The organism is Pseudomonas sp. CP4 (genome assembly GCF_047758505.1).
Classification (GTDB): Bacteria; Pseudomonadota; Gammaproteobacteria; order Pseudomonadales; family Pseudomonadaceae; genus Aquipseudomonas; species Aquipseudomonas fluorescens_AO.
Window position 1 is genome coordinate 1,124,621 of the sequence record NZ_CP180489.1, and the last position, 21,670, is coordinate 1,146,290.

The 21,670-nt window shown below is 60.0% G+C and carries 17 protein-coding genes and 1 tRNA gene; 5 read left to right on the top strand and 13 right to left on the bottom strand.

Annotated features, from left to right (window positions below; all coding sequences use genetic code 11):
- Nucleotides 1–19: 19 nt before the first annotated feature.
- Nucleotides 20–2,035 (bottom strand): excinuclease ABC subunit UvrB, encoded by a 2,016-nt coding sequence (uvrB, locus tag ACMYUN_RS04995; RefSeq protein ID WP_039762031.1) that lies wholly within the window; start codon nucleotides 2,033–2,035, stop codon nucleotides 20–22.
- 337 nt (nucleotides 2,036–2,372) lie between these two features.
- Between uvrB and ACMYUN_RS05000 the strand changes: the two genes are divergently transcribed.
- Both ACMYUN_RS05000 and ACMYUN_RS05005 read left to right on the top strand, forming a co-directional pair.
- Nucleotides 2,373–3,569, top strand: a complete 1,197-nt coding sequence (locus ACMYUN_RS05000) for an amino acid aminotransferase (protein WP_415763122.1) — start codon at nucleotides 2,373–2,375, stop codon at nucleotides 3,567–3,569.
- A gap of 225 nt (nucleotides 3,570–3,794) precedes the next feature.
- Nucleotides 3,795–3,995 (top strand): hypothetical protein, encoded by a 201-nt coding sequence (locus ACMYUN_RS05005; protein WP_415763123.1) that lies wholly within the window; start codon nucleotides 3,795–3,797, stop codon nucleotides 3,993–3,995.
- Here the strand turns inward: ACMYUN_RS05005 and ACMYUN_RS05010 are convergent.
- Complete coding sequence (locus ACMYUN_RS05010) at nucleotides 3,992–4,222, bottom strand: hypothetical protein (protein ID WP_039762028.1); 231 nt, start codon at nucleotides 4,220–4,222, stop codon at nucleotides 3,992–3,994. The two genes, ACMYUN_RS05005 and ACMYUN_RS05010, sit on opposite strands and share 4 nt — an antisense overlap.
- Before the next feature lie 219 nt (nucleotides 4,223–4,441).
- On the opposite strand from ACMYUN_RS05010, the gene ACMYUN_RS05015 reads away from it, so the two are divergent.
- Nucleotides 4,442–4,517 (top strand) — tRNA-Asn (locus tag ACMYUN_RS05015).
- A 113-nt stretch (nucleotides 4,518–4,630) separates the two neighbouring features.
- Here the strand turns inward: ACMYUN_RS05015 and ACMYUN_RS05020 are convergent.
- Complete coding sequence (locus ACMYUN_RS05020; protein ID WP_415763124.1) at nucleotides 4,631–6,154, bottom strand: nucleobase:cation symporter-2 family protein; 1,524 nt, start codon at nucleotides 6,152–6,154, stop codon at nucleotides 4,631–4,633.
- A 253-nt stretch (nucleotides 6,155–6,407) separates the two neighbouring features.
- Between ACMYUN_RS05020 and ACMYUN_RS05025 the strand changes: the two genes are divergently transcribed.
- Together ACMYUN_RS05025 and ACMYUN_RS05030 are read left to right on the top strand one after the other, a co-directional pair.
- Nucleotides 6,408–6,692, top strand: a complete 285-nt coding sequence (locus tag ACMYUN_RS05025; RefSeq protein WP_041478522.1) for a BrnT family toxin — start codon at nucleotides 6,408–6,410, stop codon at nucleotides 6,690–6,692.
- A gap of 3 nt (nucleotides 6,693–6,695) precedes the next feature.
- Nucleotides 6,696–7,031, top strand: a complete 336-nt coding sequence (locus ACMYUN_RS05030) for a BrnA antitoxin family protein (protein ID WP_129999138.1) — start codon at nucleotides 6,696–6,698, stop codon at nucleotides 7,029–7,031.
- On the opposite strand, the gene ACMYUN_RS05035 is transcribed toward ACMYUN_RS05030, so the two are convergent.
- From ACMYUN_RS05035 to ACMYUN_RS05080, 10 genes are all read right to left on the bottom strand, one after another.
- Nucleotides 7,028–7,864 (bottom strand): arylamine N-acetyltransferase family protein, encoded by an 837-nt coding sequence (locus ACMYUN_RS05035; RefSeq protein WP_415763125.1) that lies wholly within the window; start codon nucleotides 7,862–7,864, stop codon nucleotides 7,028–7,030. The genes ACMYUN_RS05030 and ACMYUN_RS05035 overlap by 4 nt on opposite strands.
- Nucleotides 7,865–7,965: 101 nt before the next feature.
- Nucleotides 7,966–8,760 (bottom strand): exodeoxyribonuclease III, encoded by a 795-nt coding sequence (xth, locus tag ACMYUN_RS05040; protein ID WP_130887377.1) that lies wholly within the window; start codon nucleotides 8,758–8,760, stop codon nucleotides 7,966–7,968.
- An 83-nt stretch (nucleotides 8,761–8,843) separates the two neighbouring features.
- Entirely contained in the window at nucleotides 8,844–10,286 is a 1,443-nt protein-coding gene (locus ACMYUN_RS05045) for a mechanosensitive ion channel domain-containing protein (RefSeq protein ID WP_415763126.1), read from the bottom strand.
- 226 nt (nucleotides 10,287–10,512) lie between these two features.
- Nucleotides 10,513–11,379 carry a pirin family protein gene (locus ACMYUN_RS05050; protein WP_415763127.1) on the bottom strand — a complete coding sequence of 289 codons (867 nt, stop codon included), beginning with the start codon at nucleotides 11,377–11,379 and terminating at the stop codon, nucleotides 10,513–10,515.
- 158 nt (nucleotides 11,380–11,537) lie between these two features.
- Nucleotides 11,538–14,744: a transporter substrate-binding domain-containing protein gene (locus tag ACMYUN_RS05055; protein ID WP_415763128.1), complete on the bottom strand. Its 3,207-nt coding sequence runs from the start codon at nucleotides 14,742–14,744 to the stop codon at nucleotides 11,538–11,540.
- 10 nt (nucleotides 14,745–14,754) lie between these two features.
- Entirely contained in the window at nucleotides 14,755–15,387 is a 633-nt protein-coding gene (locus tag ACMYUN_RS05060; protein WP_129999143.1) for a response regulator transcription factor, read from the bottom strand.
- Between the two features lie 125 nt (nucleotides 15,388–15,512).
- Nucleotides 15,513–15,947 (bottom strand): chemotaxis protein CheY, encoded by a 435-nt coding sequence (locus ACMYUN_RS05065; protein ID WP_415763129.1) that lies wholly within the window; start codon nucleotides 15,945–15,947, stop codon nucleotides 15,513–15,515.
- Nucleotides 15,948–16,177: 230 nt separating this feature from the next.
- A complete protein-coding gene (gene mgtA, locus ACMYUN_RS05070; RefSeq protein ID WP_415763130.1) occupies nucleotides 16,178–18,877 on the bottom strand; it encodes a magnesium-translocating P-type ATPase in 2,700 nt (899 codons plus the stop codon).
- Between the two features lie 673 nt (nucleotides 18,878–19,550).
- The gene (locus ACMYUN_RS05075) at nucleotides 19,551–20,888 is read right to left on the bottom strand and encodes a lysine N(6)-hydroxylase/L-ornithine N(5)-oxygenase family protein (RefSeq protein WP_415763131.1); all 1,338 of its coding nucleotides are present in this window, start codon (nucleotides 20,886–20,888) and stop codon (nucleotides 19,551–19,553) included.
- 133 nt (nucleotides 20,889–21,021) lie between these two features.
- A complete protein-coding gene (locus ACMYUN_RS05080; protein ID WP_129999145.1) occupies nucleotides 21,022–21,504 on the bottom strand; it encodes a sigma-70 family RNA polymerase sigma factor in 483 nt (160 codons plus the stop codon).
- Nucleotides 21,505–21,670: the final 166 nt, after the last annotated feature.

A 21,670-nucleotide genomic window follows, 5' to 3' on the forward strand; every position in this document is an offset into this window, starting at 1 on the left:
TCCCACAGGGAACGATCCCTTATACCGTAAGCAATCGCTCGCGCAGCTTGGCAATCTCATCGCGCATCTGCGCCGCTGCTTCGAATTCCAGATCCCGCGCCAGTTGGTACATCTTCTCTTCCAGCGCGCGGATGCGTTTGGTGATTTCGCTGGGCGAGCGCAACTCGGCTTCGTACTTGGCGTTCTCTTCGGCGGCCTTGGCCATGCCTTTGCGCTTCTTGCTGCGCGAACCCGGCACGGTGGCGCCTTCCATGATGTCGGCAACATCCTTGATCACGCCTTTCGGGGTGATGCCGTTCTCAAGGTTGAAAGCGATCTGTTTCTCGCGACGGCGCTCGGTCTCGCCAATCGCCCGCTCCATCGAACCGGTCATGCGATCGGCGTAGAGAATCGCCCGGCCATTGAGGTTACGCGCAGCGCGACCGATGGTCTGGATCAGCGAGCGCTCGGAGCGCAGGAAGCCTTCCTTGTCGGCGTCGAGAATCGCCACAAGTGACACTTCCGGCATATCGAGGCCTTCACGCAGCAGGTTGATCCCGACCAGCACATCGAACACGCCGAGGCGCAAGTCGCGGATGATCTCGACGCGCTCGACGGTGTCAATGTCCGAGTGCAGGTAACGCACGCGCACGCCGTGGTCGGCGAGGTAATCGGTCAGGTCTTCGGCCATGCGCTTGGTCAGCGTGGTGACCAGCACCCGCTCTTCTATCGCCACGCGTTTGGTGATTTCCGAGAGCAAGTCATCGACCTGGGTCAGCGCCGGCCGCACTTCAACCTGTGGGTCGACCAGACCGGTCGGCCGCACTACTTGTTCGACCACGCGCCCGGCGTGCTCGGCTTCATAGTTGCCGGGCGTCGCCGAGACGAAAATGGTCTGCGGGCTGACCCCTTCCCACTCGTCGAAACGCATGGGCCGGTTATCCAGCGCCGAAGGCAGGCGGAAGCCGTACTCGACCAGGGTTTCCTTGCGCGAACGGTCGCCCTTATACATCGCACCGACCTGCGGCACGCTGACGTGGGATTCGTCGATGACCAACAGCGCGTCGGCGGGCAAGTAGTCGTAAAGCGTGGGTGGCGCCGCGCCGGATGGACGCCCGGACAGGTAACGTGAGTAGTTTTCGATGCCGTTGCAGTAACCCAGTTCGAGGATCATCTCCAGATCGAAACGGGTGCGCTGTTCCAGACGCTGGGCTTCCACCAGTTTGTTGTTGCTGCGCAGGTATTCGAGGCGCTCCTGCAATTCGACCTTGATGCCTTCGATGGCGTCGAGCAGGGTTTCCCTAGGCGTCACGTAGTGGCTCTTCGGATAGAAGGTGAAGCGCGGCATCTTGCGGATGACTTCGCCGGTCAGCGGATCGAAGGCGGAAATGCTCTCGACCTCGTCATCGAACAGCTCGATACGAATCGCTTCCAGATCCGATTCCGCCGGGAAGATATCGATCACGTCGCCGCGCACGCGGAACGTTGCCCGGGCGAAATCCATGTCGTTGCGGGTGTACTGCAAGTCCGCCAAGCGCCGCAGCAGCGCGCGCTGATCGAGCTTGTCGCCGCGATCCACGTGCAAGACCATTTTCAGATAGGTTTCAGGACTGCCCAGACCGTAGATGCACGACACCGTGGTGACGATGATCGCATCCTTGCGCTCGAGCAACGCTTTGGTTGCGGACAGGCGCATCTGCTCGATGTGGTCGTTGATCGACGCGTCCTTCTCGATGAAGGTGTCGGACGACGGCACATACGCTTCGGGCTGGTAGTAGTCGTAGTAGGAAACGAAATATTCCACGGCGTTGTTCGGGAAGAACGCCTTGAACTCCCCGTACAACTGCGCGGCCAGGGTCTTGTTCGGCGCCAGCACCAGCGTCGGACGCTGTACCTGGGAGATGACGTTGGCGATGCTGAAAGTCTTGCCCGAGCCGGTCACACCGAGCAGTGTCTGGTGCGCCAGCCCGGCTTCAATGCCTTCTACCAACTGGCGAATGGCTTCCGGCTGATCGCCGGCGGGCTCGAAGCGGGTGACTAGCTGGAATTCCGACATACACACCTCTGGAATCGCGGCATTTCCGAGTCAGACGGAGCACCGCGAGGACGACCGCAAACGACCGATGTCGCGCAAGAAAAATCTGGATTGTGCTTAATGTGGTGGCGATTGCCCGGGCTTTCAAGGCAAACGTCCTACATCTGGTAAAGACTCTGACAAAGTCAATCGACTAACGGTCAAGAAATAATCGGAAAAACTTACCGCAAAAGCCGATTCGCCTGTCGCCATTGCGCGGTGATGGCCTCTATACTAGCTCCCCGTTTGTGCACCGCTCTAGTGCATTCGGCTGGAGCGCTACACGTCCCTCCACTCTCCATTCAGAGCCGCCGTAATAATGAGCCTGTTCTCCGCTGTCGAAATGGCACCCCGCGATCCAATCCTGGGTCTCAACGAAGCATTCAACGCCGATACCCGGACCACCAAGGTCAACCTGGGTGTGGGCGTCTACTGCAACGAAGAGGGGCGAATTCCACTGCTGCGCGCAGTGATCGAAGCCGAGACGATTCGCGTCGCGCAACACGCTTCGCGCGGTTACCTGCCAATCGATGGCATCGCTGCCTACGACCAGGCTGTGCAGAAGCTGCTGTTCGGCAACGACTCGCCGCTGATCAGCGCCGGTCGCGTCATCACCACTCAGGCCGTCGGCGGCACTGGCGCACTGAAAATCGGCGCCGACTTCCTCAAGCAACTGCTGCCGAACGCCGTCGTGGCGATCAGCGACCCGAGCTGGGAAAACCACCGCGCGCTGTTCGAGACCGCTGGTTTCCCGGTGCAGAACTACCGTTACTACGACGCTGCCACCCATGACGTGAACCGTGCCGGCATGCTTGACGACCTCAACGCCCTGCCAAACGGCTCGATCGTTGTCCTGCACGCTTGCTGCCACAACCCGACCGGCGTCGACCTGACCCCGGCGGACTGGAACAAGGTACTGGAAGTGGTCAAGGCCAAAGGTCACGTGCCGTTCCTCGACATGGCCTATCAGGGCTTCGGCAACGGCATCGATGAAGACGCCGCCGCTGTGCGCCTGTTCGCTGAATCCGGCCTGACCTTCTTCGTCTCGAGCTCGTTCTCCAAGTCGTTCTCGCTGTACGGCGAGCGCGTTGGCGCGCTGTCGATCATCAGCGAATCGAAAGAAGAAAGCGCGCGCGTGCTGTCGCAGGTCAAACGCGTGATCCGCACCAACTACTCCAACCCACCGACCCACGGCGCCAGCATTGTTGCTGCGGTGCTGAACAGCCCGGAACTGCGCGCGCAGTGGGAAGCCGAGCTGGCCGAAATGCGCCTGCGCATTCGCGGCATGCGCGAGCAGATGGTTGCCCTGCTGGCGGAGAAAGCGCCGGGCCGCGATTTCAGCTTCGTCGGTCGTCAGCGCGGCATGTTCTCCTACTCTGGCCTGACCACCGAACAGGTGCACCGCCTGCGCAACGAGTTCGGCATTTACGCCCTGGACACCGGCCGCATCTGCGTGGCTGCGCTGAACCAGAGCAACATCAAGGCTGTGACGGACGCGATCGTTCAGGTCATCTGATTTCGCCGCGTGATGAAAAACGGGAAGCCTTTTGGGCTTCCCGTTTTTATTTGTCTCTGGAAACGCCTTGCAACCTCTAGACTGCACACAATTCAAATCTGTGGGAGCGAGCCTGCTCGCGAATGCGGTCGACCAGTTGATGTTATGTCAGCTGACAAGACGCTTTCGCGAGCAGGCTCGCTCCCACAGGACATGAGCCGAACCCGGAACCTTGCGAGAACCCACATGAAAAACGACAACCTGCGCGCTGACCGTGACGATCTGGATGATTTCATCCCGCGCGCTCCGGTCAAGCGTGAAAAGAGCCTGGTGCTGCAAGTCGCCACCGGAGTATTCCTCGGTGGCCTGGCCCTGTGGCTGGTGCAACTGGCAGCGACGGCAGCCTATGCCAAGCTCATGCTCGGCACGATCACCTTCGGCAGTTAAGTCAGCTCGGCCGAGCGTTGAGTGGCAGCATCGTCGTAAATCACATACAGCGATTCGGCGACCTGGCTCTTGATGGCCTTGCTGCTTTCAAGACCAAGGACGAAACCTTCGGCCTTGCCGCCAGCGCGGTTCAATTCTTCGGCGGTGCTTGCCCCAGTGATTGCATCGAAGAGTTTTTCGGCGTGCGGGCCGATGCCTTTGGGCAGGCTGATCTGTGCAGTGCTCATGCGAGCAACTCGGTGTTACGGGTGATTTGAGTCATGGCGCGTACCTTTGCGGCGAATGGCCGGCAGCGCGTGTGACCACTTCCGGGCTGCCATGGTAGACCTCTGAGGCCTTTCTGGTAACCGCCAATCGCCGACAAAATGCCGTCCGTCCTGACGAATCGTAAAAGTTACCAACCCGCGCTTGACTTCTCTTTCTGAATCAGTAACATACGCACCAATTCCGCAATAGCTCAGTTGGTAGAGCAAGTGACTGTTAATCACTGGGTCCCTGGTTCGAGTCCAGGTTGTGGAGCCAAATAGCAAAGCCCCTGAATCGCAAGGTTCAGGGGCTTTTTTGTGGGTGCTCGAAAAATATTAAGAGGCCGATCTGCGTGGGCAGAGCGGCCTTTTCTGTTTCAGCAGTGGCGGTCAGACATGTTCGCTGCTTTTCACTTGCACCTTCGGCGCGCCGTGCCCATGGTCGTGGTCATCCGGCTCGATCACCGGCACTTCCTTGCCATCGCAATCATGCAGCTTGCCGTCGCTGAAGTAGTCGCCTTCACGCAGCGCGGCCAGATCGCGGTAGCGCAGGGTGCGCTCTTCCGCAGCGGCGAACACCGACTGCTGATCCGAGTTGCCGGTCGTGAAGTGGTTGAAGGCCAGGTTGAGCAGGATCGCCATGATCGCTGATGAACTGATGCCCGAATGGAAAATCGTCGCGAACCAGCTCGGGAAATGATCGTAGAAGTTCGGCGCGGCGATCGGGATCATGCCGAAACCGATCGAGGTGGCAACGATGATCAGATTGACGTTGTTGCGATAGTCCACCTTCGACAAGGTGCGAATGCCGCTGGCCGCCACGGTGCCGAACAGCACGATCCCGGCGCCGCCAAGTACCGACGTCGGCACCGCTGCAATCACCCGGCCCATGAACGGCAACAGGCCGAGGATCACCAGGAACACGCCGCCGGTGGCGACCACGAAACGGCTCTTGATCCCGGTCACCGCCACCAGACCGACGTTCTGCGCGAAAGCACTTTGCGTAAACGAACCGAAGATCGGCGCAAACATGCTCGACAGCATGTCGGCGCGCAGGCCGTTGCCCAAGCGCTTGGAGTCGACCTTGGTGCCGATGATCTCACCGACGGCGAGGATGTCCGCCGAGGTCTCCACCAGGGTCACCATGACCACAATGCACATCGACAGAATCGCGGCGAAATGGAAGGTCGGCATGCCGAAGTGGAACGGTGTCGGGAAGCCGAACATGGGGCCGGTGGTGACGCTGGAGAAATCCGCCATGCCGAGGAACACTGCCAGCACCGTGCCGATGACCATGGCCAGCAGAATCGACAACCGCGAAATGGTCGAACTGCCAACCTTGCTCAGCAGCAACACCAGCACCAGCGTGACCGCCGCCAGACCGATGTTCTGCATGCTGCCGAAGTCCGGCGCATGGCTGTTGCCGCCCATCGCCCAGCGTGCGGCCACCGGCATCAGCGTCAGGCCGATGGTGGTGATCACAATGCCGGTGACCAGCGGCGGAAAGAACTTGGTGATGCGTGAAAACACCGGCGTGATCAGCAAGCCGATCAACGAGGCGGCAATCACCGCACCCAGCACCGATTGGAAACCGCCCTCCCCGCCGCTGCTGACGATCGCGACCATGGTCGCTACGCCGGAGAACGATACGCCCTGAACCAGCGGCAGCTGACAGCCAAAAAACGGCAGACCCAGGGTTTGCAGCAGTGTCGCCAGCCCCCCCGCAAACAATGAAGCAGCAATCAACAGACCAATGTCCGCCGGCGACAGACCGGCCGCCTGGCCAATGATCAGTGGCACCGCAACGATACCGCCGTACATGGTCAGAACATGTTGCAGGCCGTAAGCCATATTCGCGCCGACCCCGAGGTTTTCGTCCTCGGGCCGTTGGTGTGAAACATGGGGCGTTTTCATGGTGGGGGGTTCCCTGGTTTTTGTTATGCGCACACTGTATTCAATACTCAGGACAAATGTCCATAGAGTTGTATACAACTTATCGGTCACATAATGGTTAGGTAGCCATCCAACCTTCTAGCCTGCACTTCTTGCCCCAACAAACCCGGCAACAATATCCCCGCTGCGTCCGCACCAGTGCCCACTAGGCTGAAGTGTTCACGGCGACCGACGGTACAGTCGCGCTCTTTTTTATACATATAAAGTATGCATAATGAAGTCATTCAAGATTCAGTACGACAAAAGCAAAAACGCAGCCAACAAACTCAAGCACAAAGGCATCAGCCTCGCCGAAGCCGAACCGGTTTTCCATGACGAACGCGCACTGACACTTGAGGACAACGACCATGACGAGCAACGCTGGATTACCCTCGGCCTCGATGCCAAAGGTCGTGTGCTTGCCGTTGCTTACAGCTACCGCGAAGCCAATGTTGTTCGAATCATTTCCGCACGTCTCGCCACACCCAGCGAACGGCGCGCGTATTTTCAGGAGGCTTGACCGATGAAAGACGAATATGACTTTTCCGCAGGTAAACGCGGCGCAGTAGCGCCGAACAAGGGCAAGACCCGCATCACCATCATGCTTGACGACGCGGTGATCGAAGCGGCGCGTACGGCCGCAGAAGCCGAGGGCTTTGGCTACCAGACTGTGATCAACAACACCCTTCGCCATGCTTTGCTTGATGGCGCACGTCAGCTGGACCGCTCTGACGATTCGGGCCTGTCGGGGCAATTCAAGAAAGGCATCACCGCCACCGATCTCAAGAGTCTCGAGCGAAAGCTGTCGGCGGCCATCGGCGAGATTCGTCGCGTATTGGAGCCTGACGTAAAGCCTTAGATGGAGGCTGGTGCGATTACCCGAGCCAGCGCTTGCCGCACACGCGGAGAATCAGGCACCTGAAGGTCAAACTCACGCCGTAGCAATTTCATCAGCTCGTCGACGTCCGCCACCTCGCGCCGCTCACTGTCCGCGCCCATGTAATGAATGGCAAAACTGCCGTTGTTCAGAGTTTTGCGCCAGCCGTCGCCAGTGCGCGCGACCATCAGGCGCTGGGCAAAGGGTGAGTCGGGATGCGTCGAGACGTACCAGTTACCAACGGTGTAGTCGATGTGTTCCTGGCGCTGCAAATCGAACAGATACATCGGCCGCCACTCGCCCGCGACGACTTTGGCGCGCAGCAGGTAGCCGTCGATCAGCTTTTCGATGCAATAGGGTTCGTGCGGGGTGGGTTGCTCATCTTCACTGTCGAGCAACAGCGGTGCGGTCGGCACCATGCCGCCGAAGCCGACGTCGGCGATGTAGCGCACGCCGTCGATGGTGACCAGGCTCAAACGATGAGTTCGCGCTGTCCAGCTGCCTTCCGGTTGATTCATCACCACGCGCCCGCTGATTGCCCGCGCGTCGAAGCCCAATTCCAGCAACAGTGCGAAGAACAGGTGGTTGAGTTCGTAGCAATAGCCGCCGCGACCGCCAAGCAGGGTTTTCTCTTCAATGGATGGCAGATCGATCAATACCGGTGCCCCGGTGATGGTCGCCAGATTCTCAAACGGAAAGACGCCTGTGTGGCGCAACTGCAATTGACGCAACGTATCCAGCGTCGGCGGCGGCGCTGTGTCGAAACCCAGGCGTTGCAGGTACAGATTGGTATTGGTCAGCCGTGGTGCACTCATTGCTCGATCCTTATGCATGGGGTCGCAGAACACTGCGCCGATGTTGCCCTGTATACGGGATCAGGCACGGCTTTCGACAATTGATTTCGCCAATCATCCGGTCAGCGCTTCTTCCGCGAGCCGATGCGAATCCATGTCGGCGCATGGTCACTGGCATGCGGTTCGTTGCGCACCCAAGCGTCGACGCCGGCGTCGTGCAGATACGGGCTCAATGCCGGGTTGAGCAGCAAATGGTCGATGCGCAGGCCGGAGTTGGTTTGCCAATGATTGCGGAAGTAATCCCAGAAGGTGTAAAGGCGTTCTTCGGGATACACGTGGCGCAGGGAGTCGGTCCAGCCCTGATCCAGCAGTCGCTGGTAGCACTCGCGGCTTTCGGGTTGCAGCAAGGCGTCCTTGAGCCATGAGCGCGTGTTGTAGATATCCATGTCGGTGGGCACGACATTGAAATCACCGGCGAGTACCACCGGGTGATCGCTGCTCTGCAAGTCTTTTGCGTAATTGATCAGGCGTTCGAACCAGGCCAGTTTGTAATCGAATTTCGGCCCCGGCTGCGGGTTGCCGTTGGGCAGATACAGGCAACCGACCAGCACGCCATGCACCGCCGCCTCGATATAGCGACTGTGGGTGTCATCGGGATCGCCGGGCAAACCGCGTCGGCTCTCCAGCGGCTGCGCATCGCGCGCCAGAATCGCCACGCCATTCCATGACGCCTGGCCCTGCCAGATCGCGCCGTAACCGGCGGCTTCCAGTTCGGCGGCGGGAAATGCACTGTCGACTGATTTGAGCTCTTGCAGGCAGACGATGTCCGGTTGCTCGCGCTTGAGCCATTCCAGCAGATTTGGCAGCCGTGCACGCATGCCATTGACGTTGAAGGTGGCGATCCGCAGGTTTTTCATTGTCCGCAACTCCTGCCCGGTGGGAATGAAAATTGTGACCCTGAGAGCGCTGCGCAGGTTGCATCGAATGACAACGCAATAGCTCAGACGCGATTACGCAGCCACTGCAGGAAGCCTCTTTTCGGCGCGATCACGGGCGTTTCCTCGGTCAGCGACTGCGCCTTGTGCAGGCGGAAATCGAGCAATGCCTGCATCGCATCGTGAATGTCATGGCGCGCGTCCAGGCACGGTTTCAGGTAGGACTTCTCGATGCGATACAGCGCGCAGAAAGTCTTCGCGGAAAAATCCGCCGGCAACGCGGTGTCCGAGAGAATGCCGGCCTCGCCGATCACCTCGCCCGGCCCCATGCGTCCCGATTCCAGCGGCGCACCGTGGCGCTTTAGCGTCACCGAAACCACGCCGGATTCAATGATGAACAAATGATCGCTGACCTCCCCGCCTGCCAGGATCGTCTCGCCGGCGCGAAAGGTTTGCAGGGTCATGTTCTGGCTGAAAGTGTCTTTCTCTTCCTCGCGCAGCGTCGAGAAGATCGGTGAGCTTTCCAGCAGCGACCGTGGCCGCGACAACTGCGGCACGGCGCTGGTCTCGTTGCTCGACAGCAGATTGACCCCTGAGGCCTGCAAATGCCGGTAAGCGAGGTCGAACAACTGATTGCGCACCACGCGCTTCTCACCCATCGAGGCAACAAATCCGCTGATTTCATATTCCGCGCCGCCGCTGGCAGAACTTTTCAGCGACACGCTCGGCGCCGGTGTGTCGAGCAATTGCCGGCAGCCTTGCATCGCCCGCTCCAGCGCCTCGATCACCGAGCTGGGCCGGGCATGGGGGCTGACGGGAACGCTGACCGAAACCCCGAACATATTGCTCGGGCGACTGAAATTGATGATTTTGGCTTTCGCCGCCAGCGAGTTGGGAATCACGGCCATGCTGCCCTGGCTGGTTTGCAGGCGCGTGGCGCGCCAGTCGATATCGGTAACGCGGCCCTCGGTGCCGTCGATGGAGATCCAGTCATCGAGTTGATAGGGTTTGGTGGTGTTGAGGACGATGCCGGAGAACACGTCGCTCAACGTGCTCTGCAGGGCCAGACCGACAATGATCGCCAACGCGCCGGACGTCGCCAGCACACCTTTGACTGGCAGGTCGAGCACGTACGCCAGCGCTGCAATGATCGCGATGAGGAAGATCACTGCCCCCAGCAAGTCCTGCAACAGTCGGCCGGTGTGGCCGACCCGTTGCATCATCACCGCGCCGATCAACACCGTCAGGGTGCGCGCGCCAAACAGCCACCAACCGATCTGCAACCCGGTCGCCGCCAGATGCAGCGGCACGTTGTCAGCCCACGGCGCCGGCTCCATCGGGTTGAGGCCTTCGTTGAACAGAACAATGCTGAACAGGGCAAAAATCAGCACCCGCACCAGCAGTTTCCATTCGCTGCCGCGAGAGCTGATCAGCCGCCACAGGCCCAGATCGAGCAGAATCAGGATCAACGCGCAAAACAACGGATGTTCGGTCAGCAGAGACAGCATCAAACAACTCCGACAAGGGCCAATCGCGAGAAGATCGCACAGATTGGCACAGTGTAGGAGCAATTGATTTCGGCGGATGAACAGCGTCTCGAAAACGCTGAAAAACCTGTGGGAGCGCGCCTGCTCGCGAAGGCGTCCTGGCAGTCACTACCGCTTGGACTGATCAGAGCATTCGCGAGCAGGCTCGCTCCCACAGGGGCGTTTCAGTTGCCAGTAAAGCTCAGCGTCAGGCGTGCATCCGGCCAAAGCGTCCGGACTGGAAGTCGGCAAAAGCCTGGTGGATTTCCTGCTCGGTGTTCATCACGAACGGGCCATGGCCGACGATCGGCTCGTCGATCGGCTCGCCGCTGAGCAGCAACACCACCGCGTCCTCGCTGGCCTTGAGAGTGAGTTGATCACCGTCGCGCTCGAACAGCGCCAACTGCCCTACCCCAACCGATTCCGCGCCGTTGACCTGCACCGAGCCTTTCAATACCACCAGTGCGGTGTTGCGTCCTTCGTGCAGATCGAGCGTCAGCAGCTTGCCGGCATTGAGGCGCAGATTCCAGACGTCGATCGGCGTGAACGTCCGCGACGGTCCGGTGTGTCCGTCGAATTCACCGGCGATCAGCCGCAGGCTGCCAGCGTTGTCGTTGAGCGCGATGCTCGGAATGTCGCGGTCGAGAATGGTCTGGTAACCCGGCGCAGCCATTTTATCCTTGGCCGGCAGGTTGACCCATAACTGGACCATTTCCAGCTTGCCGCCCGTTCTGGCGAAGTTTTCCGAGTGAAATTCCTCGTGGAGGATCCCGGACGCTGCGGTCATCCACTGCACGTCACCCGGGCCGATGGTGCCGCCACTGCCAGTGGAATCACGATGCTGCACTTCGCCGTCGTAAACAATGGTCACGGTTTCGAAACCACGATGCGGGTGCTGGCCGACGCCACGCTGCTCGGTGGTCGGGGTGAATTCGGCGGGACCGGCGTGATCGAGCAGCAGAAACGGGCTGATGTGCTTGCCCAGGTTGTCGTAGGAAAACAGCGTGCGTACCGGGAACCCATCGCCGACCCAATGGCCGCGCGGGCTGGTGTAGATGCCGATGATGTTTTTCATGGGGTCTCCAATGTGGGGATTCATTGGATTAAGCCTAAGGGCATATCGAATATTCGACTAGAGGGCTAGAACCGGCTGGAGTGTTCCACGAGTAGAACAATTCATTCAGCGGTACGCGCTTCGCGAGCAGGCTCGCCCCCACAGGAAACTGCATTGGATCAGAGACAGTCCGCCAGGCCACGCATGGCTTCGCGCAACTTGTCGATAGCACGCTTGACTCCCGCGTGTTTACTGTCTCGGCAAGCCCGTTCCAGTTCTGCACACGCCGCAACAACCCGCGCGGCCCCGACCATCTGCGCGCCACCCTTGATGTGGTGGGCCAATTCGCGCAAACCGTTGCGGTCGGCAATCGGCAACTGGTCCAGAGCTTGCAGGTCGTCGCGAAGGCTTTTGCCGACCTGCTTGCGCAAGCGTTCGATCAGCGAATGATCGGCCCCAGCCATCTGTTCCAGCGCGCTCAGATCAATCTCGACTGGCTCGGCGCCTGGCTGTTGATCTTCGTGCGGCTCGCAACGGCGAGCGTCTTTCAAGGCTTCGGCCAGATCATGCAAGCGAATCGGTTTGAACAGACAGCCGTCCATGCCGGCATCCAGACAGCGCAGGCGTTCTTCAATCTGCGCATTGGCAGTAAAGCCGAGAATCAGGCACGGCCCGCGTCCCGTAACGGCTTCTTCAGCGCGAATGCTGCGCGCCAGTTCATAGCCATTGCGTCGCGGCATGTTGCAGTCGGTGATCACCACATCGAAGGCCTGGATCCGCCAGCGGTCCAGCCCCTGTTCGCCATCGCTGAGGTCCACCGTTCGATGCCCCAGTTCGCTCAGTTGCCAGCACATCAGCAAGCGGTTGACCGGGTGATCGTCCACCACCAAAACGTTCAATGCACAGGCAGCGGGCGCCGCGTCGGGCGTTGCCGCTGTGGGCGTCGTTGCGGGCAGCAGCGGCAATTGCAGGTTGATTTCCACGCGCGTGCCTTGCCCCAGGTCACTGTCGAGGCGCAACGTGCCGCCCATCATGTCGCAGAGGTTGCGGCTGATCACCAGCCCCAGACCGGAACCGCTGCGCGCCGGTTGTGGGCTATTGCCGGCTTGAACGAACGGACTGAACAGCCGCTTCTGGTCTTCGACACTGATGCCGATGCCGCTGTCTTCGATCAGGACCTGCACCTCCACTTGCTGGTCCGATGTCGCGAGAATCTGCAGCCGCAAGCTGACCTCGCCTGTCTCGGTGAATTTGATCGCATTGCTCAGCAGGTTCGACAGCACTTGTTTGAATCGCGTCGGATCGATCGATACATCAATGTCAGCGCACGGATCAAGTTCGATGCGCCACACCAAGCGCTTCTGCCGCGCCAGCCCTTCGAACACACGGCATACCGAAAACACCGCCTCGCGTAGATTGGCCCGCTCGGGGGCGAGGGACAAATGCCCCGACTCGATGCGCGCGATATCGAGAATGTCGCCAATCAACGCCAGTAATTGCTGGCCAGCATTGGATGCCACTTGAATCGCCAAGCGGTCGGTCGCGCCCTCCTCTGCACGTTTGAGCGCCAGTTCGAGCATGCCGATCAGGGCATTCATTGGCGTGCGGATCTCGTGGCTCATGGTCGCCAGAAAGGTGCTTTTGGCTCGATTGGCCTCGTCGGCCGCGTCCTTGGCCTGCTGCAGTTGCAACAACCATTGCTGACGCTGCTGAATCTGCCGACGCTGCCAACCGATCCAGAGTAGCGCCACGAGCAGCAAGGCCGCTACGCCGGCGAACCCCAGCAGAATTTCCTGACGATGGCGCAGCCAGTAGCTGTCCTCGACCACCACGTCGTGGCTCCAGCGCTCGACCAGTTCATCCATTTGCTGCGGCGCGATGCTCAGCAACGCCTTGTTCAGGATCGAGTGCAGCAACGCCGATCGAGGTGCGGTAGCGAGCGCGATGCGCGCCGGCTGGTCGCCAACAGTGCCGGTGATACGCAGGCGGTCGCGATACTGCCGGGCGATCAGAAAACGCGCCACCAGCAGCGAGCTAACCGTTACGTCGACCTGTCCCCTGGCAATCAGCGCCATGCCTTCGGCAGGGCTTCTGACCTCGACCAGGCGCAGGCCGGGCACGCGTTGCAACAGGTAATCGCGCAAAGGATGGCCGCGATAGATCGCCAGACGTTTGCCGGCCAACGCGTCGAGAGGCAGTGGATGCGGCCCATTCGCCGCGCTGACCAGCACGAACGGATTGTTCAAGTAGGCGCGGGTGAATTGCAGCTGCGCTTCACGCTCGGTGCTCGGCGTCACCACGGGCAAAACATCAAGCGCACCGGCCTGCAGTTGCTCGAACTGATCGTTCAGTGAGCTGCCACGCACGATCTCGAAATGCAGGCCACTGCGCTGCGCAATCAGGTTCAACAACTGCGCCGCCAGCCCATTGAAGCGCCCGTCGCCATCGAAAAACGCCAACGGCGCGAAATCTTCGACGGCGCCCACGCGCACCACCGGGTGCTGATCCAGCCACTGCTGCTCGGCGGCACTGAGCTGGACCCGCGATTGTTCGGCCATCTCGGCGAGGCCGGCGCTCCAGCGCTGTTCGATCAGATGCCGACGCTCCATGGGCACAGCCAGCAGGGCCTTGTCGACGATGCGCTTGAGCACCACGTCGCTGCGCAACAACGCAAAAGCGAACGGATTGGCGTCAAGCCCCGCCGGCCCGGCCAATTGCAGGTCATTGCGGTAATTGATGTTGATCAGATAGTTGGCGCTGATGAAATCGCCAAGATAAACGTCGTCAGCACCGAAGGCGACCGCCCCGAGTGCATCCATGGCTGAAGCATATAGCTGCACCTGAGCGCCGGGGTAAAACGCCTGAACATGCGCCAGCGGCAGGTAATCTTCGACCATGGCAATGCGCCTGGCTGAACGATCAGCCGGCAGTTTCTCGTCGTGACGCGTGACCAGCATCGGCTGATCTTCAGCGTACGGCCGCGACAGAATGAAGGCCGGATCTGCGGCTTCGAAACTGTTCGAGGTGCCCAGCAGATCGACATCAGCGCGCTTGAGCGCCGCCATCAGTGCGGGCCGATCGGCGAATCGCCGCACTTCAATCCTGATGCCGAGCAGTTGTGCCAGCAGATCGGCGTAATCGGCTGTCAGCCCTTCCAGCTCATGCTGATTGCGGGTGATTTCGAAGGGCGGGTAATCCGGGCCGGAGATGCCCATGCGTAACACTGGATGCTCACGCAGCCACTGACGCTCACCATCATCCAGACGAACCTGGACATTGCCCGGTTCGAGACGGGCCAGCACCTCCAGCGTCTGTGGCTGGTCATTCGCCCAGACCGAGGCAACGAATCCGAGCCACAGCCATGAAATCCGCAGTCCCTGCTTCATGTCGGCTCACTCAGATCAGGTGATTGCGCTTGGCGAACTCACGCAGGAGCACCAGTGAACCCAGGCCAAGTTTCGCCATCATGCGGGTTTTGTAGGTGCTGACGGTCTTGTGACTCAAGTGCATCTCCTGGGCGATGGCCTTGTTCGGCTTGCCCAGCGCCAGATTGACGAAAATACATAGCTCTCGATCGGAAAGCTGCGCGATCAGCTCCTTTTCAGTGCGTTGCACAGCGTTGTATAGACCGCTGGTATTGGGCAATGCGCAGAAATAGGTGTGGCCGGACATCAGTGCCTTGATGGCTTCGTGCAGCAGCGTTAGCTGATTGCTCTTGGTCACGTAGCCCCTCGCCCCGGCACGCAGGCAGCGCTCCTGATAATGCGTGGGCTCATGCATGCTGAATACCAGCACCCGGCAGCGCGCCGTCGGCGCCTTGATCTGGATTCGTGTCAGCACTTCCAGCCCGTCCATGGACCCCAGCCCCAGATCAAGCACGACCAGATGCGGATCATGCGCGCAGATCAACGGCACGACTTCATTGCCACTGGACGCTTCATGAATCCGGGTAAAGCCTTGAGCCTGCAGGACGATTCGAATGGCCGCGCGCACAACTGGATGATCATCGACGATCAGCGCTGACTTCATTGACACTCCTGCAAGATCGAAGACATCGCAACATTCTGTTCCGGAGTCGGTGGCTGCGCCGGCACTGTTACATGGATGGGCAAAAGAATCACCTGTCAGGTCTGACAGTTGTGCAGATTGGTTTTTTATGCATTGGCATGGCGCAACAACCAGTGTGAGTCAGGCGCTGCGTGGTGTTCTTCCGCTGCTTCGACTCTTGCCATTACCTGCCCGACGAGTGATGAATTAGGCAGTGGCGCCGGACTGATCTGCACATTTTCCTGAGCGAACCCGGCATCGTTCTGCAAGGGTGCTGACGGTTCGTTGTAGATCAGAGCGTGGCGAACTTGCTGGTTATCGAGCACAAAGCCCTGCAAATCGAGGGCGCCTGCCGCCAGTTCAGCATTGATCACCAGCACATCGAACGGCTCGCAGCCGTAGTCGACGAGGGTCAACAATTCGCCGAGATTCTGCACCGGGGCTACGCGGTAGTAGCCGAGCGCGTTGAACATGCGCTCGATCTTCATGCGATGAAAGTGCTGCGGGTCGGCGATCAGGATGCGCAACGCTTTATTGCTCATGGTCATTCTCCCGGTGAGGTTTGGGGAGGGCAAGACTACGCAAGCGCCGAGGATAGCTCTGTAGGACTTTTCCTAAAAAGCAGGCCATTCATCCGGCGCCCCAGACACAACAATATTCCCTGTGGGGGCGAGCCTGCTCGCGAAGGCGGTATACCCGTCAGAGATGTATTGACTGACACGACGCCTTCGCGAGCAGGCTCGCTCCCACAGGGGAAAGCATTCCATGGCGGTTATTGCCAGCCGAACCGGCGGATGTAGAAGCCTTTAACAGCTTGGGTGAGCGCCATGTACGCCAGCAGAATCACCGGTAGAAACACGAAATACAGCGACGGCAGCGCCTGCAATTTGAAGTAATGCGCCAGCGGGCCCATCGGCAGGAAAATCCCGACCGCCATGATGACCCCGGTCATGACCAGCAGCGGCATGGCGGCGCGGCTTTGCAGGAACGGGATTTTCGGCGTGCGGATCATGTGCACGATCAGCGTCTGGGTCAGCAGACCGACCACGAACCAGCCGGACTGGAACAGCGTCTGGTGATCCGGGGTGTTGGCGTCGAACACGTACCACATCAAGGCGAACGTGGTGATGTCAAAGATCGAACTGATCGGGCCGAAGAACAGCATGAAGCGCCCGACGTCAGCCGGCTGCCAGCGCTGCGGCTGTTTGAGCATCTCGTCATCGACGTTATCGAACGGAATGGCGATTTGCGAAATGTCGTAGAGCAGGTTCTGCACCAGCAGGTGCATCGGCAGCATCGGCAGAAACGGAATGAACGCGCTGGCAACCAGCACTGAGAACACGTTGCCGAAGTTGGAACTGGCGGTCATCTTGATGTACTTGAGCATGTTGGCGAAGGTGCGCCGCCCTTCGAGCACGCCCTCCTCCAGCACCATCAGGCTTTTTTCCAAGAGAATGATATCCGCCGCTTCCTTGGCGATGTCCACCGCGCTGTCGACGGAAATGCCGATGTCGGCGCTGCGCAGTGCCGGCGCGTCGTTGATGCCATCGCCCATGAACCCGACCACATGGCCGTTGCCCTTGAGAATGCCGACGATGCGCTCTTTGTGCGACGGCGTGAGTCTGGCGAAGACGTTGGTCGTCTCGACCGCCACGGCCAGTTCGGCATCGCTCATGCGCTCGATATCATTGCCCAGCAGCAGCCCCTGTTGGGCGAGGCCGACCTCACGGCAGATTTTCGCCGTCACCAGTTCGTTGTCACCGGTCAGCACCTTCACCGCCACGCCATGCTCGGCCAAGGCCTTGAGCGCTGGCGCGGTGCTTTCCTTCGGCGGATCGAGAAACGCCACGTAACCGATCAGCGTCAGCGCCTGTTCATCGGCCAGGCTGTAAGTCTCGCGACCTGCTGGCATTGAGCGAGCCGCGACCGCCACCACGCGCAGACCCTCGGCGTTGAAGGCTGCGGTAACCTGGCGAATCCGCGCCAGCAGTTCATCGCTCAGCGCTTCATCGACATCGCCGTGACGCACGCGGCGGCACACCGCCAGCACTTCTTCCACCGCGCCTTTGCAGATCAGTTGATGGGGCTGACCGCGGCCCTCCACCACCACCGACATGCGCCGGCGATTGAAGTCGAACGGGATCTCATCGACCTTGCGAAACGCGCTGCCGACCTTAAGGTCGCGATGGACTTCCACGTGTTCAAGCACCGCAACATCCAGCAGGTTTTTCAGGCCGGTCTGGTAGTAGCTGTTGAGGTAGGCCAGTTCCAGCACAGCGTCAGAATCCTCACCCCAGACGTCGACATTACGCGCCAGAAAGATTTTGTCCTGAGTCAGGGTGCCGGTCTTGTCGGTGCACAGCACGTCCATGGCGCCGAAGTTCTGGATCGCGTCGAGGCGTTTGACGATGACTTTCTTGCGCGACAGAAACACGGCGCCTTTGGCCAGCGTCGAGGTGACGATCATCGGCAGCATTTCCGGGGTCAGGCCGACGGCAATCGACAGCGCGAACAGCAGCGCTTCGCTCCAGTCACCCTTGGTGAAACCGTTGATGAACAGCACCAACGGCGCCATGACGAACATGAAACGAATGAGCAGCCAACTGACCTTGTTGACGCCCTGCTGAAACGAGGTCACTGCCCGGTCCGTCGCGCCGACCCGTTGAGCCAGCGCACCGAAGTAGGTGCTGTTGCCGGTGGTGAGAATCAGTGCAATCGCGCTGCCGGAAACGACGTTGGTGCCCATGAACAGAATGTTGTCCAGCTCCAGCGGGTTACGCGTGTCGCGATCGATCTGCCGGGTGAATTTTTCCACCGGCATCGATTCACCGGTCATCGCTGCCTGGCTGACGAACAGGTCCTTGGCGCTGAGCACGCGGCAATCGGCGGGAATCATGTCGCCGGCCGAGAGCACGATGAGATCGCCGGGCACCAGTTGCCTGATCGGCAATTCCCGGCGTGGCGCATCCCGGCGCAGCACCGTGGCGGTGTTGCTGACCATGGCTTTGAGCGCATCGGCGGCCTGATTGGATTTGCTTTCCTGCCAGAAGCGCAGCAGCGTCGACAGCACCACCATGGAGAAAATCACCACGGCAGCCTTGAGGTCTTCGGTCAGCCAGGAGATCACCGCGAGCAAGGTCAGCAGCAGGTTGAACGGATTTTTGTAGCAGTGCCACAGATGGGTGCACCACGGCAGCGGCTGCTCGTGTTCGACCTCGTTGAGGCCATGTTGCGCGCGCAGTGCATCGGCCTCGACCTCGGTAAGCCCTTCGCCGTGCGTGCCCAACGATGACAGCATCGCAGCGCTGTCTTCATGGGCGGCAGCGACCAGCGTACTGGCCAGCGTCGGCGGCACTTCACGGCTGACCGATGTGTCATTGATCGAATCCAGCAACGCGAGTCGACGGAAGTGCCGGGCGATGTGGCGGCTGCGCAGAAAGCCTGCGAACAATTCCTTGAGCGTGAGTTTCATGGCTGTGTCCCCTGTGGTCAGCCGGGAAACCGTCGAGCAGGTACCGCCGCGCCCTGGCACCGGGAAAACCGGCACGGCAAGGCGTGGCACGCCGGTCAGAAACAGGCGTGTCGATAGGCAGCGATGACGACTGAGGTCGCCACCACGCTTGGTTCAGCGTCGATGAGAAGGACGTCGAGACACGACCCAGGACTGGCCGTGCACGGGATGCCGCTGCTCGCTGTTACGGCGAGACAACGGCAGGGAAAGGCTGCGCGTTATCTTGCCGAGAATCTGCCGGTGATCGAGACCGGCCGACAACTGTCACTCGAACAAGTACCCACTGTGGGTCTCCGCAATTGATGAAAACGCGCGCAGCTTACGCCCGCAGCGAAACGGCTGGAAGAGGTGTTTTCGGGGAATGTGGGGGGTGTTCAGGAGGGGTTCAGGATTCCCTCTGCGATCGTTCCCACGCTCTGCGTGGGAATGCAGCCCGGGACGCTCCGCGTCCCTTCCAAAAGCCGAACGCGGAGCGTCCGTTGAGGCATTCCCACGCAGAGCGTGGGAACGATCATATGTGGGGCTTTTCATGGCCCCTTCGCGAGCAGGCTCGCTCACACATTTTGGCCTGCGTTCACAGAACCATTGTGGGAGCGAGCCTGCTCGCGAAAGCGGTATGTCAGGCAATGCAGATTCAGCTGGCAGTCGCCAACAGCAACTCCGCCACCGAACGGCTGTGCCCGCGCTGTTTGCCATGCTCGTACAGCGAGCCAGCGATTTCATCGGCGCGAATCGGCAGCACCGACAGCAGCGTATCGCTCAGGCCATGGCTGGCCTGGCAGAAGCCCTGCATATATATGCCGGCCTTGCAGCGCTCGTCAGTGATCAGTTTGTAGTTGCGATCGACCTCGAACTCTCCGAGGTATTCCTCCAGCGGCGCGAGCAACTTGCGGTGCATCTGCCGCTCGTAACCGGTCGCCAGCACCACGGCGTCGTAAATCCGTACCGTGACTTCACCGGTGGCGTTGTTGCGCACGGCCAGTTCGATGCCGTTTGCCGTGGCAGTGGCGCTCTCGACGGTGGTCAGGGTGCGGAACGCATGGCGGGCAATCCCGGAAACTTTCTGCCGGTAGAAGATGCCGTAGATGCGTTCGATCAGGTCGATGTCGACCACCGAATAGTTGGTGTTGTGGTACTCGTTGACCAGACGCTCGCGCTCGACGCTGTTCTGCTGGAACACCAGATCAGTGAATTCCGGCGAGAACACTTCGTTGACGAACGGGCTATCGTCCGCAGGCTTCAAGGCCGAGCCGCGCAGGATCATGTCGACCTGCACCGACGGGAACGAATCATTCAGGTCGATAAAGGCTTCCGCCGCGCTCTGCCCGCCTCCGATGATGGCGATGCTCATCGGTTGATTGTTCACGCACGGCTGCCTGCCCATTTGCGACAGATACTGCGAATGGTGGAACACCCGATGGTCGCCCTTCAGCGCTTTGAACGCCTGCGGAATACGCGGCGTGCCGCCAGCGCTGACCACCACCGAACGCGTGGTGCGCACGAACTGTTGGCCTTCACCATCACGGGAAATCACCCGCAAGGCTTCGACCTGCTGGTTGTGCAGAACCGGTTCGATGAACTGCACTTCTTCGCCATAACGGCTCTGCTCGGTGAACTGCCCGGCCACCCAGCGCAGGTAGTCGTTGTACTCCATGCGGCATGGATAAAAGGTGCCGAGGTTGATGAAGTCGACCAGACGCCCGTGGTGCTTGAGGTAATTGACGAACGAGTACGGGCTGGTCGGATTGCGCAGGGTCACCAGGTCCTTGAGGAAGGAAATCTGCAATTCGCTCTGCGTCGACAAGGTGTTGCCGTGCCAGCTGTAATTGGCTTGCTTGTCGAGGAACAGCACATCCAGTTCGCCCTGAATCCGGCCGCGTTCCTGTAGCGCGATGGCCAGTGCCAGGTTCGAAGGGCCGAAACCGACGCCGATCAGGTCGTGAACGATGGGCGATGCAATTGCCTGTGTCATTTCCAGTGTCCTCTGGATGAACCCCTCAACGCGGGGAAATAAAGCCTGGGTGGCCTGACCGGCCTGAATCAGGTCAGCAGGTCGTCTGTTGAGTAGGAACGAGGACGATGAAAGGAAATTTAACCGGCGCGGATCACTGGCCATCCCATTGCTGGATGCGCAAGCGGCAATGTTTCATGGCGTTGACGATGTGTTTTTCCACCAGCGCCCGGGAGATGCCGAGGGTCTGAGCGATTTCCGGATGGGACATTCCTTCGATCTTGCGCAGCAGAAAACTGTCGCGGCACAGCGGCGGCAACTCGGCCAGTGCGCGCTGGAGCATTTCCAGGCGCTGGCCGTGATCAAGGTTGCCGTGGGGGGACGGGGTGAAATAGCGCTCTTCGTTGTCGAGCACGTCCAGCGATTCGACCTGGCGCAAGGCATTGCGGCGGTGATCGTCGATGACCAGATTCAGCGCGGTGCGATAAAGGAAGGCCCGGGGTTGTTCGATCGGTACTTCACTGGAGCGTTCGAGCACGCGTACATAGGCGTCATGCACCACATCCTCGGCGACCTGGCGGTTGCCCAGTCTGGCGTTGAGGAAACACACCAGCTCACGATAGTAGTTTTCCAACATGACTCCCGACCGCATCGATGCCGTTTCTGTCCTTGAGCGCACTGATCAGACCTGCGGATCACGCAGTAGCAAGATAGTGGCAACTTAAGGTGCGTAATTTATAGTAATTCTCATATAGATTTAAAGACTTGATTCCATATCCCGGACAAATAGTGCTGGCCGGCCC

Coding starts and splice junctions, on each gene's coding strand:
- uvrB (WP_039762031.1), bottom strand. CDS start 2,035: ATGTCGGAATTCCAGCTAGTCACCCGCTTCGAGCCCGCCGGCGATCAG.
- ACMYUN_RS05000 (WP_415763122.1), top strand. CDS start 2,373: ATGAGCCTGTTCTCCGCTGTCGAAATGGCACCCCGCGATCCAATCCTG.
- ACMYUN_RS05005 (WP_415763123.1), top strand. CDS start 3,795: ATGAAAAACGACAACCTGCGCGCTGACCGTGACGATCTGGATGATTTC.
- ACMYUN_RS05010 (WP_039762028.1), bottom strand. CDS start 4,222: ATGAGCACTGCACAGATCAGCCTGCCCAAAGGCATCGGCCCGCACGCC.
- ACMYUN_RS05020 (WP_415763124.1), bottom strand. CDS start 6,154: ATGAAAACGCCCCATGTTTCACACCAACGGCCCGAGGACGAAAACCTC.
- ACMYUN_RS05025 (WP_041478522.1), top strand. CDS start 6,408: ATGAAGTCATTCAAGATTCAGTACGACAAAAGCAAAAACGCAGCCAAC.
- ACMYUN_RS05030 (WP_129999138.1), top strand. CDS start 6,696: ATGAAAGACGAATATGACTTTTCCGCAGGTAAACGCGGCGCAGTAGCG.
- ACMYUN_RS05035 (WP_415763125.1), bottom strand. CDS start 7,864: ATGAGTGCACCACGGCTGACCAATACCAATCTGTACCTGCAACGCCTG.
- xth (WP_130887377.1), bottom strand. CDS start 8,760: ATGAAAAACCTGCGGATCGCCACCTTCAACGTCAATGGCATGCGTGCA.
- ACMYUN_RS05045 (WP_415763126.1), bottom strand. CDS start 10,286: ATGCTGTCTCTGCTGACCGAACATCCGTTGTTTTGCGCGTTGATCCTG.
- ACMYUN_RS05050 (WP_415763127.1), bottom strand. CDS start 11,379: ATGAAAAACATCATCGGCATCTACACCAGCCCGCGCGGCCATTGGGTC.
- ACMYUN_RS05055 (WP_415763128.1), bottom strand. CDS start 14,744: ATGAAGCAGGGACTGCGGATTTCATGGCTGTGGCTCGGATTCGTTGCC.
- ACMYUN_RS05060 (WP_129999143.1), bottom strand. CDS start 15,387: ATGAAGTCAGCGCTGATCGTCGATGATCATCCAGTTGTGCGCGCGGCC.
- ACMYUN_RS05065 (WP_415763129.1), bottom strand. CDS start 15,947: ATGAGCAATAAAGCGTTGCGCATCCTGATCGCCGACCCGCAGCACTTT.
- mgtA (WP_415763130.1), bottom strand. CDS start 18,877: ATGAAACTCACGCTCAAGGAATTGTTCGCAGGCTTTCTGCGCAGCCGC.
- ACMYUN_RS05075 (WP_415763131.1), bottom strand. CDS start 20,888: ATGACACAGGCAATTGCATCGCCCATCGTTCACGACCTGATCGGCGTC.
- ACMYUN_RS05080 (WP_129999145.1), bottom strand. CDS start 21,504: ATGTTGGAAAACTACTATCGTGAGCTGGTGTGTTTCCTCAACGCCAGA.